Genomic DNA, 13,829 nt, shown 5'->3' on the forward strand with positions numbered 1-13,829 from the left:
ATATTATCAATTATACTTTCTCTTTTTAGCTTTATTTATAATTTTAGCAGGAATTTCAAAGTGATTCTAGCATAAACATTAGAACTATTTTTCTTTCTTTCTCAGAGGCTGTTTTGTATTGAGTGGGTACTGGGCGATTTTAAAAAGCTATGTTGCTCTTTTTATCTAACTTTCTTATTCTTATTCGCATTCATATTCCAATCTTGGCATCTTCCAATCATGAAGTTTTTTCTTCAATTGTTTTGTATTTGTTATGAAGAAAAGCGTTTGTTGTTAGAGTTGTTTAGCTTCCCATGAATTGTTTTGTTTTTTATTCTCATCGGTGGTTTTTGTAACAATGCTAGGATAATTTTAGCAGAAAAACAAAAACCACCGCATGTTGTATTTCTTCGTGGTTTCTTTAATCTTGTCGGTTAGCAATCAGATCTTCAACAACTTGTGGTTCGGCAAGAGTTGAAATATCTCCGAGAGTATCAAAATTGTTTTCGGCTATTTTTCGTAAAATACGTCTCATAATTTTCCCTGATCGCGTTTTGGGAAGCTGCGGGGCAAATTGAATTTTATCCAATATGGCAATGGAGCCTATTTCCTTTCTCACATGTTTAATAAGTTCTTTTTTTAACTCTTCATTTGGAGTTGTCCCTTCCATTAAGGTGATAAAACTATAAATTCCTTGTCCTTTAATGGGGTGCGGGTAACCCACAATGGCTGCTTCTGATATAGTGGGATGAGAAACAAGGGCTGATTCAATTTCAGCAGTTCCTAACCTGTGTCCCGAGACATTGAGAATGTCATCAACCCGCCCTGTAATCCAGTAATAGCCGTCACTATCGCGCCTACAGCCATCGCCTGTAAAATATTTTCCTTTATAGGGGGAAAAATAAGTTTGAATAAAGCGCTCATGATCGTTATAAAGCGTGCGCATTTGTCCGGGCCATGAATCACTGATACAAAGATTGCCTTCTGCTTCACCTTCTAAAATATTGCCTTGGGCATCAACAATTTGGGGTTGAACACCAAAAAAAGGACGTGTGGCTGATCCTGCTTTGAGGGGGGTTGCACCAGGCAAGGGCGTGATCATATGCCCTCCTGTTTCCGTTTGCCACCATGTATCGAGAATCGGACAACGGTCATTTCCAACTGTATGATAAAACCATTCCCATGCTTCTGGGTTAATAGGTTCTCCTACTGTTCCTAAAAGACGCAACGATGTCCTGTTTGAGTGTTCAACAAACGAATTTCCTGCTCCCATTAAGGCGCGGATAGCTGTTGGTGCAGTATAGAGTGTATTGACTTGATGCTTGTCGACAATTTCCCAAAATCTTCCTTTGTCAGGAAAGGTTGGTGTGCCTTCAAACATTAAAGTGGTCGCACCATTGCATAAAGGTCCATAAACCAAGTAAGAATGACCGGTAATCCAACCAATATCAGCTGTACACCAGTAAATTTCATCAGGGTGATAATCAAAAACATATTGATGTGTCATCGCGGCATAAACAAGATAGCCCGCTGTGGTATGCAAAACACCTTTGGGTTTGCCGGTTGAGCCTGAAGTATAAAGAATAAAAAGCGGATCTTCAGCGTTCATTGGTTCTGGTAGACAATCTGTTTTGGTATGAGCTATCTCTTCGTGGTACCAAAAATCACGCCCCTCTATCCATTGAATGGGTCCACAAGTCCGCCGTATAACCATGACTTGGTTTACATGAACGTTTTGGCGCGCTGCTATCTCAATAGCATGATCAACATTGTCTTTTAAGTTGATCCGTTTGCCACCACGCAAGCCGTGATCAGCGGTAATGATGAAGGTTGATTCGCAGTCAACAAGGCGTCCTGCTATTGCCTCAGCAGAAAAGCCAGCAAAGATAACCGAATGAACAGCACCAATGCGGGCACAGGCGAGCATAGCATAGGCTGCTTCGGGTATCATGGGGAGATAAATGGTTACTTTATCGCCTTTTTTAATGCCACGACTTTTCAAAAGATTAGCAAAACGACAAACATGTGCATAAAGCTCGTTATAGGTTATTTTTTTATCATGATAAGGATTATCCCCTTCCCAAATGAGCGCAATGTGATTTCCATGGGTTTTCAGGTGGCGATCAATGCAATTGTAGGCAACATTTGTTATTCCATCTTCGTACCATTGAATGGAGACATCTCCATTAAAAGAAGTGTTTTTTACTTTTGTAAAAGGTTTAAACCATTCAATGCGTTGACCATGTTTGGCCCAGAAGCTTTCTGGATCATTGATACTTTCTCGATACCATTGTTGATAAGTTTCCTTATCGAGTAAAGTATTTTTTTTGATCTCTTCTGATACTGGATAGATTTTTTCAGTCATGCTTCCCTCTTTTTATTTTTTAGAAAAATCAGCCATTGTATTTTTATATTTGTGGCAGGGTTTTTCCAAAAGCTTTTCATTGTGAGGTTAGACTAAATGACAAAGATTGGAATAGTCAATTTTTAAAATCTGATGTGATGATATTAAAGAGGGTATTCTATGTTTTTAGGATACTCAAATGTGGCAAAGCCTATTGTGGTATAGGGCTTTTTATAAACGCAAAAAGACATTAAAAAATTATCATATAAATAAAGTGAGATGAAGAGTACGTCATAGGCGATCAAATTAAATGTTTTTTGTACTCACTCGTTTTAAAAGAATAAATTTGCTAAGATATTAATATAAACCAAAGTATCTACGCAAAAAATCAGAAATAAAGAACATAATAACTGACGATAATGCAATTATAATAGACAATTACCATCCCACACCACTGAATATTTTAAAAGAAGTGGCAATTATAGGAGTAATTATAATTAGCATGCAAAACATTCTTACGATTTCATAATCAATATCTATTATACAAAAATCCTACTTATATTATATGAGATTAATAGATAGCTCTGAAATTATTTTATCCAGCAATATTTAGTTTGGTATATTGTTTCGAAAACAATTACAAAATGACTAATTTCAGAGATATCTTTGTCGTTATCCTCTATAAATTAGAACCAACATTTATAAGCTTTCTGTCCGAAACCCCAAACAGCACCTCCTATGAATTCCGCTGTGAAACCTGAGATTCCAGCTGGAAATGCACCTGTTGGTCTTCCACTTATATCACCTAGTATTGCTGCACCTGTTCCTGATGGTCTTCCCTATTTGGAAGCTTTGTGTATTCATGTGAGAGGTAAAATCATTAAAGCTACATGCATTTCCATAAACAGGTGTTGAATTTCCATAAAAAGGTCTTGAATTGTATGAAATACCAAAAGAATGACTTCTCACCATATGACCGAATGTGTTGAATGAACCAAACATATCAATTTTCTTTACTTTATTTTTATAATTGTATTACATTTTTATAATTGTATTACGGTAATAAAACTCAAATTGTTTATCACGTATTTTAGATCATTATCAAATATAAATTATTAAAAATAACAATAAAAACACTGTATAAATAATAAATACACTATGTGTTATTTGTATTAGTAAAAATTTACTCTTAATAATATTATTTGTAATATTTTAATATATAATAAATATCTTCTTTTTTATTAATTTAGTTTAAAATTAGAAAACTGTGCTTCTGAAAAGTTGATGTTTTTCTCTTTGTTTACGAGAACGACAAAGAAATATCGTTATGGAAATTAGTTTCATTGCTATTGTTTTGCATGCATGTATTATGCGTATATGCATGGGATTCGTTCTTTTATTTTTCAGGCGAATATTGACCGTATTTTACGCTTTGTAGAGCATAGAAAGTCTCTATGCTCTTTGTTGACCTTATAGGTTGCTATCATGTTGTTTAGCGCGGCTCTTGGTGCTCTATTGAGCATTTGAGATGTTTATTTTTCTAAGTGGCTTACATGAAAGAGTTTTGTTGCTGTATTATGCAGCCATAAGCCTCTTTTTGCCTGCTTTACGCTATTGGCATGTGGGGAAATTGTTTACGCGTGTTGGAGAAGTTAAGAGAATTCGTGGTTTTAAATGGAAATCATTGCAATAATCGCATTGAATATTCTTTTGCAATTATTTATTTCGCGACAGTTTTTTATTTATGCGCAACGTCCCTCTTATCATTTTGCCTTTATATAAGGATTTATTTTTTATGTTGCTTTTGCTGGAGAGGCGTTCAGAGGGAAAGCGAAGTAGAGCCAATGTAGAGAATATGAGAGCTAAATTGCAATGCTATTTTGAAGCTATTGTACGTGTTGTGGATGTGTCGGTGAGAAATTTGAGAAGACCAACTTTTTTGCTTATTTTGCTAACAGGATGAAAGAGGGACTGGAATCTTTTTTGCTAGAATTGCTCTTTTATTGATGTTGAGGAGAATATTTTTTCTCAGTTTTGCTGTTTTTGGCTTTTGGTAGAATTTTCAATGGGAATTTATATTAGAAGAAATTGCTTTACACAGGGCGTTTTCCAAATAAGGCAGAGCCAATGCGAAGGACGTTAGAGCCAAACTGTAGAGCGGTTTTAAAGTCACTGGACATGCCCATGGAAAGCTTTGGAAGACCGGCTTGTTTTGCTAATTTTGCTAAGAGTGCGAAATAGGGTCCGGGGTTTTCGTCGACAGGGGGGATGCCCATAAGACCGATGATATCAAGTCCATAGTTATTTTTGCATTGAAAAACAAAAGGAATTACTTCTTGGGGTGCAATACCACCTTTTTGAGGTTCTAAGCCAATGTTGACTTGAACATAGCAAGGAAGATGCTTTTTTTGTTTTTGCATTTCTTCGGATAAAATTTTGGCTATTTTTTCACGATCAACCGTTTGAATGACATCAAAAATTTTGATAGCTTCGGCGGCTTTATTTGATTGTAAGGGACCGATGAGATGAAGTTTAATATTTTCAAATTGTCGACGTAAATCAGGCCATTTTTGTGCCGCTTCTTGTACGCGGTTTTCTGCAAACAAAGATTGCCCTACTTGCAAAAGGGGACGTATATTAGCGACAGAAACAGTTTTTGAAACAGCGATAAGTTCAATTTCTTCTGCAGGGCGTTGTAGCTCTTGACATGTTTCAGTAATGTCTTTTTGAAGGTTTTGCCATGCTTCAATGGAAGGGGCATCGAGGGGCGTTTGTGTATTCATATTTTTGTGCTTTACCGTTTTTGTTCAAGAGTTGGTCGTTTTTTTAAAAGTTTCATAAAATACTTAGGGAAATATTTCACGAAAATGTTGACGATGAAGTTAATCCATGGTCAAGCATAATAAAACAAGTTTTTGGTTCTATTTTATAAAAAGAGTATAATGGGAATGACGATTGAACATTATAATAATATAGGTGAACGCTATAATCCACGTGCGAGAGAAAAAAAATGGCAAGAAATTTGGGATGAAAAGAAAATTTTCCAAACTGTTCAAGAAGATGCTCGTGAAAAATATTATGTTTTAGAAATGTTTCCTTATCCGTCAGGCCGCATTCACATGGGACATGTGCGCAATTATGCCATGGGGGATGTGGTGGCACGCTATAAGAGGGCAAAGGGTTTTAATGTGCTTCATCCTATGGGCTGGGATGCTTTTGGTATGCCGGCTGAGAATGCTGCTCTGCAAAGTAAAGTGCATCCTAAAACTTGGACCTATCAAAATATTGCAGTTATGCGGGGGCAATTAAAGCAATTAGGGCTCTCACTCGATTGGACGCGTGAATTTGCGACTTGTGATGTGGAATATTACCATCGTCAACAAATGTTGTTCCTTGATTTTTATCAAAAGGGGTTGGTTGCACGTAAAGTAGCTAAGGTGAATTGGGACCCCGTTGATCATACTGTTTTAGCAAATGAGCAGGTTGTTGATGGACGGGGATGGCGTTCTGGTGCGTTGGTGGAACAGCGTGAATTGACGCAGTGGTTTTTCAAAATTAGCGACTTTAGTGAAGATCTCTTGGCTGGGCTTGAGGAGCTGGAGCAGTGGCCGGAAAAAGTTCGCACTATGCAAAAAAATTGGATTGGAAAATCACAAGGTTTGCTGATTCGTTGGGCTTTAAAGGCAAAAAGTGGTGTTGATGATATTTGTGAGACATTTGATGAGGTTATTTGTTATTCAACGCGTCCTGATACACTTTTTGGCGCTTCATTTTTAGCTCTGTCTGTTGACCATCCCATTGCACAAGCTTTGGCAAAGAAAGATAAAGCGTTGAGTGCTTTTATCGAAAACTGTCGGTGTGGTGGAACGACAACGGCAGCACTTGAAACAGCTGAAAAACAAGGATTTCTCACGCCCCTTTTGGCAGTTCATCCTTTTGATTCAACAGTACATATTCCTGTTTATATCGCGAATTTTGTGCTTATAGATTATGGAACAGGGGTTGTTTTTGGTTGTCCGGCTCATGATCAGAGAGATTTCGATTTTGCGCGTAAATATGATCTTCCAATACAACCGGTGGTTTTGCCAAAAGGAGAGCAAGCAGAAGATTTTGTCATTGCTGAAACACCTTATACGGGTGATGGTGTGATGATCAACTCCAGCTTTTTGGATGGTTTGACACCGCAACAAGCTTTTGAAGAAGTAGCCAAAAGGCTTGAAGAACAAATGCTCAATGGGCAACCGCAAGGGAAAAAAACAGTGCAATTTCGTTTGCGTGATTGGGGGATTTCACGTCAACGTTATTGGGGCTGCCCCATTCCGATGATTCATTGTACATCTTGCGGAGTGATTCCGGTGCCGCGCACCGATTTACCGGTTGTGTTGCCTGATGATGTTACTTTTGATCAACCTGGAAATCCTCTTGCACGGCATGAAACATGGCAGAATGTTACTTGTCCTTCCTGTGGTCAACCTGCCAAACGTGAAACCGATACCATGGATACATTTGTTGACTCTTCTTGGTATTATGCACGCTTTACGGCTCCTTTTGCGCAAGAACCTGTTGACAAACAAGCAACAGCTGAATGGTTGCCTGTGCAACAATATATTGGTGGAATTGAGCATGCCATTTTGCATCTTCTTTATGCACGCTTTTTTATGCGTGCTATGAAATTGGTCGGTCATGTGACAGTAGATGAGCCTTTTAAGGGGCTTTTTACGCAAGGAATGGTGGTGCATGAAACCTATCGGGATGATCAAGGGTGGGTTTCTCCAGCAGAAATTTCGATTGTTGAAAAAGATGGAAAGCGACAAGCTTATAAATTAACCGATCAAAGTGAAGTGACGATTGGTTTGATTGAGAAAATGTCAAAATCAAAAAAGAATGTCGTTGATCCTGATGATATCATTGCATCCTATGGCGCTGATACTGTGCGTTGGTTTGTGTTGTCAGATTCTCCTCCTGATCGGGATGTCATCTGGACAGAATCTGGTGTTGAAGGAGCCCATCGCTTTGTACAGCGTATTTGGCGTTGTGTGGCTTTGAGTGCTTCTGTTTTAAAGAATGTGGCGCCTTGTGCAGGGCATCAGGGGATGGCTTTGGAACTTTCAAAGGTCGCACATCGCACGCTTTGCGCTGTAGAAGATGATTTGGAAAAATTTGCTTTTAATCGGGCTATTGCACGTCTTTATGAATTCTTGAATATTATGGCACCGTTGCTCAACAAAATAGCAAGTATTGACGATGAGATGAAAGCTTCTTTACGTCAAGCCATGGATTTTTTTCTTGCCATGATTGCACCGATGATGCCCCATTTAGCAGAAGAATGTCATGCTGCTTTAGGGGGAAAAACTTTAATGTCTGCGCTTGCTTGGCCTGTTTATGATCGCGCGTTAACCGTTACGGAATGCTATACTTTGCCAGTACAAATTAATGGTAAAAAACGCGGTGAGGTAACCGTTTCAGCAACAGCGAATGAAACGATGATTAAAGAAGCGGTTTTGGCTTTAGATTTTGTAAAGGCACAGCTGGTTGAAAAGCCTGTGAAAAAAATCATTATTGTTCCACAAAGGATTGTGAATGTCGTTTTTTAAAAGTTTTATTCTTGTCGTTTTAGCTGGTGTATTCACACTGTTGTGTGGATGCAAAGTTGAACCGCTTTATCGTCAAGAGTTGCAGAGTGCAATGACAATGGATTCTGCTTCTTATGGGAATCCTGTTTCTGGGCAAGTTTCTTTGGGGCTTGCGCAAAAGCTCGCCTCTATTGTTGTGGAAGAGTCTTCGGATCGTTTTGGTCAAATGGTGCGCAATCATCTGCTGTTTCTTTTGTATGGAAATGGTGGTAAACCTTCTCTACCTGCTTATCGATTGGCATTGCAGATATCCGTATTTACAAGAGAATCTATGCAGATAGAGGTTGATTTCGAGAAAAAACGAAAAGGACGACCTTCTGTTGGAACTGTTATGAGCAGAGCTTCTTACACTTTGCAGGATATGAAAAATACTCTTGTTGCAAAAGGAACAGCAATAATGAATGCATCTTTTGACCGACTTCGTCAAGAATATGCAACGATGCAAGCAGAAGAATATGCAAAAAAACGTATTGCTGAAGAATTGGCTGAACAGATTTTTTTGTTACTTTCGAAAGATCTTTCCAATAAAAATTCTAGATATTAAGCAATAGTTTGTCCTGTTTTTTTCCAGTCGTCGAGGAATATTTGCAACCCTTTATCAGTGAGAGGGTGTTGGACCAGTGCTTTTAAGATTGCTGGTGGAACTGTTGCAACGTTAGCACCACTTAGTGCTGCTTCTTTGACATGATTAACGGTGCGGATTGAAGCGGCTAAGATTTGTGTTTCAAAGTTATAGTTATTATAAATTGTGCGAATTTCATGAAGCAGTTTACTTCCATTATTTCCGCAATCATCAAGTCTACCAATAAAAGGCGAAACAAATGTTGCGCCTGCTTTGGCTGCTAATAAGGCTTGATTGGCAGAAAAGCAAAGTGTAAGATTTGTTTTTAGTCCTTCTGCTGTAAGGGCTTTACAGGCTTTTAATCCGTCGAGTGTTAAAGGAAGCTTGATACAAATATTGTCGGCAATTTTTGCTAAAACAGCCGCTTCTTTCATGATGCTTTCAAATTCTGTTGCTGCAACTTCAGCAGAAACAGGTCCGCTAGTGAGAGCACAAATTTCTTTTGTAACATCAAGAATATTGCGTCCTGATTTTAGGATGAGAGAGGGATTGGTGGTGACACCATCAATAAGGCTTAAATTCTGTAATTCTTGGATTTCTTCGATATTGGCGCTATCCACAAAAAACTTCATATCTAACCTCTTCCTTTTAGCTTTTATCCTATTTTTTGTTATGTGCTATTGTTGACTGAAAAAGCAAGAGAAAGAATTAATACCTGTTTAAAGAACAAGAATGCTATGATGTTAATCATGTACCCGTTTTCGGTAAAGAAATATTACTTATTGTTTCCACACCCATTTTATATCGTTGCTTGTGATAAGGCATAGAGCTCATTGCGTACCAACATTTTTGCGTATTGGAATTTTTGCGTAGCGGTATTTTTATACTTATGAAAATAAGCTAGCATTATCATACCTTTGCTCATTTTCTATTTGCGATTGCTTTTGATATTTGAGAGTGCATCATAAGATACTTCAATTTTTCAGAGGGTACGTTTAACCTCATTTTTGATAGAAGCGAATGGATTTATTTTATCGTAAAACACCATTGAAGAAGGCATGTAAAATTTTATACATGAAGTGTTTTTTTATGGTCAATACATTGATTTATTCTGTGTACCCTATTCTTCAACAATACGCTTTTGTGCTGCTTGTATTGTTGCGTATTCTCAATCAAGCTGAAAGATGTACGCACGTGTTTCCACGTTTTGGCAAAAAGCCAAGGTGAATATTGTTACAGTTTCATTTGTAATATTATTCTCTCTGTCATTAAAATCATGGGATGCTCTTTCATCAATAAGGATTTACAAATGTTCCTCGATGGGTTTGAAATGAGAAAAATTCATCGTAAAAAAAATAAAAGTGTGTGTTGGGAAGAAATCACGCTATGGGATAGCTTTGTTGAAGAGTGCACTTACGATATCATGTTGAATGCTTAATAGTGATGATCTTTATTTGCACAGAAGAATGGCGCTAATTTTTTTTGCTATAGAGTTTTTTGTTATAGAGGATGAGATTGGTTCTTTAATATTGGCACTTTGGTGATGGAATGAGTGTTAAAAAGAATTCTTGTGAGAAAAGTGTTATAATAGGAGGGAGAGATTGAATTCTGCAATGAATTTTATAAGAGTGTTTAAAGATAAGGTTTAGACCTGTTGGTGCTTCAGAGGTCGTAGATTGGTTTAAAAGATGAATTCAAACATGATAGAGGAAAGGATTGTATCCGTATTGGTTCCTCTTCCTGTTGCTCACGCTTATAGTTATAAAGTTCCATCTTCTATGGAGGTGAACGTTGGTTCCTTTGTTCGGATTCCGGTGATGGGGCGTGAGCTTTGCGGTTTTATTGTGGAAGTTGGAGAGAAGACAGCAGATGGACAAAGGTCTGGTTCGGTGGCGCGTGAAAAATTACGTTCTCTGCTTCATGTTTTTGATTGCCCTCCATTAAAGGCAGAAATGATCACATTTTTGCGTTTTGTTAGTCGCTATACAATGGCGCCTTTTGGTCTTGTGGCGCGATTGGTTTTGTCTGTACCGGCTGCTTTAGAGCCGGAAGCGCAGATGCTGGGTTTGCGATATTGTGGTGGAAATGTAGAACGTCTCACACCAGCGCGATCACGGGTTTTGGAATTGGTGCGTAATGAGAAGATATGGACACGTTCTGGTCTTGCGCATGCGGCTGGAACTTCGGTTTCTGTTGTTGAAGGTTTAAAAGCGCTAGGGGTTTTTGAAGATGTTATAGTTCCTGCTCCTGATCTTGTGGCAATGCCTGATCCTGACTTTTGTCCCCCTCAGTTGCAGGGAGCGCAAAATGAAGCAGCAACAATGTTGCGAGAAGGTGTTTTATCTTCTCAGTTTCAAGTTTTTTTGCTTGACGGTGTTACGGGATCAGGAAAGACAGAGGTTTATTTTGAAGCGGTTGCTCAAGCTTTTAAAGTGGGCAGGCAGGTTTTAATTTTATTGCCGGAAATTGCTTTAACACAGCAGTTTTTAGATCGTTTTTATGCACGCTTTGGAGCTGCGGCAGCAGAATGGCATTCTGATTTGACGCCACGTCGTAGAGAACGCGTCTGGCGGCAAGTTGCAGAAGGGCGGGTGCGTGTCGTTGCGGGGGCTCGTTCAGCGCTTTTTCTTCCCTTTCATGAGCTTGGCTTGATTGTTGTCGATGAAGAACATGATAGCGCTTATAAACAAGAAGAGCGCATTTTTTATCATGCGCGTGATATGGCTGTTGCACGGGGCTCTTTTGAGCATTTTCCTGTTATTTTATCTTCAGCAACACCGTCGATTGAAAGCCAAGCCAATGTTTTAAAAGGGCGTTATCAAAAGGTGCATTTACCTTCCCGTTTTAAAGAAGTTGCACTTCCACAGTTGCGGGTGGTTGATATGCGCCAAGGAGGGGTGCAAAAGGGGCGCTTTATTTCCTTTACTCTTGAAAAGGCTTTAAAACAAACGCTTGATAAGGGCGAACAAGCACTTCTTTTTCTTAATCGTCGTGGTTATGCACCTTTAACTTTATGCCGAATTTGCGGACATCGTTTTCATTGTACCGATTGTTCGAGTTGGTTGGTGGAACATCGTGCGCAAGGGCAACTGAAATGTCATCATTGTGGATATCATCAACCACTTCCTGAGGCATGTCCTGAATGCGGGACATTAGACCATCTCGTGGCTTGTGGACCGGGTGTGGAAAGAATTGCAGAAGAAACACAAATGCTTTTCCCACAGGCACGATCATTGATTCTTTCAACAGATCTCAAAGGAGGGATTGGGAAGTTGCGAAGCGAATTACAAGCCATTGCAAACGGTGATGTGGACATTATTATTGGAACACAGTTGGTCGCTAAAGGACATCATTTTCCCAAGCTCTCTCTGGTTGGCGTTATTGATGCTGATCTTGGTCTTGCCAATGGCGATTTACGCGCAAGCGAACGTACCTACCAGCTCCTTTCCCAAGTTACCGGAAGAGCAGGGCGTGTGGGATTGGAAAGTTTAGGATTATTGCAAACTTATCAACCAGATCATCCGGTCATCAAAGCCTTACTTTCATGCCAGCCAGAAGATTTTTACACACGTGAGATTGCAGCGCGTCAGCATTATCATTTGCCTCCTTATGGGCGACTTGCCTCTTTGATTGTATCTGCACAACAGCGCCAAGCAGCAGAATATTACGCGCGCGCATTGCGTCAAGCAGCACCACGGGGGAAAAATATCTCGGTTATGGGACCAGCAGAAGCGCCTTTGGCTTTGGTTCGGGGGCGTTATCGTTTTCGGCTTTTGCTGCAAGGACAGCGCTCTTTTGATATACAAGGGTTTATACGTGCAATGCTTAGCTCTACACCCAAAATGCCTAGTTCCGTTCGGGTTCAAATTGATATTGATCCGCAAAGTTTTTTCTAAAATCAGTATCGCATAAAATGAAGGTCTCTTTGCTTAAGGTTCTTTTAATATTATCTTATTCAGAATAAGCATCCAAGCAGCAGAATATGATACATGTGCATTGCATTAAGCAGAGCCACGGGGAAAAATATCTTTGTTATGGAATCAGCAGAAGTGCCTCTCTTATTCGAGTGTGCTATCATTTCGGCTTTTACCCCTTTTTTGTTTTAGGGACAGTATCCTTTTGATAGGCGGATTCTTTTTATAGGGGTGGATTATAGGGACTGAAAAGCTTGCAAATACGCCAAAAATACCCAATTCTATTTGGGTTCAAATTGATATTGATCTATGCTTTTTCTAATTCTAAAATCAGTGCGATATAGTGCCATATAAAGTGAAGCTATGTAGGCTTAATGAAGGTCGTGTTTTAATGTTGTTTGACCTTAAAATCTTATGAAGTAGCGTTAATAAGATGTATTAGTGGTGTATGAGTCGTACCTGCTTTTGTATGCTAGATTAAGGCGAGAGTATTGTATATATCTATTTTATTTATCTTTGACGAGAACACAGACTCATTTTAGAGTGGAAATGTCAAAATGAGCATCCATCGTTGCCGTCCTTATTCATTTGGCTCTAGAATTTTCAGAAGCGCCTATAATTATAATTTTTATAAATAATAACATATTAATTTATAGCGATAATATGCCATTATTCATATTAGAGTCTCAACTATCGTAGGATTCTCTTATTTCAAATCTGTTTATATTGATCCATCAAAACCATTCATTTGCATGTTACAGATGGGGGAGTCTGTGTCGCGTGAAACTATACAAGAAAGGATTAAAATGCCTAATCATCTCAAGTGTTAAGGGCTGTCGTAAAAATGGGAGATGGCAAAGTGTGTTGTGGTGCCGGCTTGTTCTTTCATAAGTGTAAAGATGAGGCTGCTCAATGGGGTTACTATTATAGCATTTATAGGCGCTATCGTGAAATGGAGATTATCCATTGTTTCACGCCTTTGTTACTTTCGTTCTCTAATGGGGACACATTTTTCATGTAAAGCAGAATGCCTAAAACAGAATATTACAGAACATCGATTGTATTACTACATTCATATGCTTGTTTAAGCAAATGTTTCTCGAGTGTAGAATGTAAAAGCTTTCATGAATGAAAAAACTGCGTTAAGACTCCCCCTCTTTATTTCATAAAGGTATAAAATGGCGCCATTTATTATTTAGCTTTTAGTATTTATTACGAAAGCTCTTGGTACTTGAGAGCGTTTAGTAAGAGGTGTTTTTTTCTTTAATCATTTCCTTTTTTGTTTGTGATGGAGCAAGGGAGTGATTTTGATAACAGGATTTGAAAAAAGAGAATCTTTCGATGTTTTGGTCTCATCTGGTATGAAAAATGATACATTATAAATCAATGCGTTGTAT

At 38.6% G+C, this 13,829-nt stretch carries 8 protein-coding genes; 5 read left to right on the plus strand and 3 right to left on the minus strand.

Features of this window, described 5'->3' with window-relative positions:
• Positions 1–400 precede the first annotated feature (400 nt).
• The gene (gene acs / locus ACFIJS_RS05810) at positions 401–2,344 is read right to left on the minus strand and encodes an acetate--CoA ligase (protein ID WP_375650593.1); all 1,944 of its coding nucleotides are present in this window, start codon (positions 2,342–2,344) and stop codon (positions 401–403) included.
• Between the two features lie 717 nt (positions 2,345–3,061).
• On the opposite strand from acs, the gene ACFIJS_RS05815 reads away from it, so the two are divergent.
• Positions 3,062–3,238 carry a hypothetical protein gene (locus tag ACFIJS_RS05815; protein WP_375650595.1) on the plus strand — a complete coding sequence of 59 codons (177 nt, stop codon included), beginning with the start codon at positions 3,062–3,064 and terminating at the stop codon, positions 3,236–3,238.
• 613 nt (positions 3,239–3,851) lie between these two features.
• Positions 3,852–4,016: a hypothetical protein gene (locus tag ACFIJS_RS05820; RefSeq protein ID WP_375650596.1), complete on the plus strand. Its 165-nt coding sequence runs from the start codon at positions 3,852–3,854 to the stop codon at positions 4,014–4,016.
• 400 nt (positions 4,017–4,416) lie between these two features.
• On the opposite strand, the gene ACFIJS_RS05825 is transcribed toward ACFIJS_RS05820, so the two are convergent.
• Complete coding sequence (locus tag ACFIJS_RS05825) at positions 4,417–5,106, minus strand: YggS family pyridoxal phosphate-dependent enzyme (protein WP_375650597.1); 690 nt, start codon at positions 5,104–5,106, stop codon at positions 4,417–4,419.
• Positions 5,107–5,271: 165 nt separating this feature from the next.
• Here ACFIJS_RS05825 and leuS point away from each other — a divergent pair, with 165 nt between their 5' ends.
• Positions 5,272–7,917 carry a leucine--tRNA ligase gene (gene leuS / locus ACFIJS_RS05830; protein ID WP_375650598.1) on the plus strand — a complete coding sequence of 882 codons (2,646 nt, stop codon included), beginning with the start codon at positions 5,272–5,274 and terminating at the stop codon, positions 7,915–7,917.
• Positions 7,904–8,500 carry a hypothetical protein gene (locus ACFIJS_RS05835; RefSeq protein WP_375650599.1) on the plus strand — a complete coding sequence of 199 codons (597 nt, stop codon included), beginning with the start codon at positions 7,904–7,906 and terminating at the stop codon, positions 8,498–8,500. The genes leuS and ACFIJS_RS05835 overlap by 14 nt, the downstream gene beginning before the upstream one ends.
• On the opposite strand, the gene fsa is transcribed toward ACFIJS_RS05835, so the two are convergent.
• Positions 8,497–9,150 (minus strand): fructose-6-phosphate aldolase, encoded by a 654-nt coding sequence (gene fsa / locus ACFIJS_RS05840; RefSeq protein WP_375650600.1) that lies wholly within the window; start codon positions 9,148–9,150, stop codon positions 8,497–8,499. The genes ACFIJS_RS05835 and fsa overlap by 4 nt on opposite strands.
• 1,068 nt (positions 9,151–10,218) lie before the next feature.
• Here fsa and ACFIJS_RS05845 point away from each other — a divergent pair.
• Positions 10,219–12,414 carry a primosomal protein N' gene (locus tag ACFIJS_RS05845; RefSeq protein ID WP_375650602.1) on the plus strand — a complete coding sequence of 732 codons (2,196 nt, stop codon included), beginning with the start codon at positions 10,219–10,221 and terminating at the stop codon, positions 12,412–12,414.
• Positions 12,415–13,829: the final 1,415 nt, after the last annotated feature.

It is taken from the genome of Bartonella sp. OT172YNZD, assembly GCF_042193725.1.
Lineage (GTDB): Bacteria > Pseudomonadota > Alphaproteobacteria > Rhizobiales > Rhizobiaceae > Bartonella > Bartonella grahamii_A.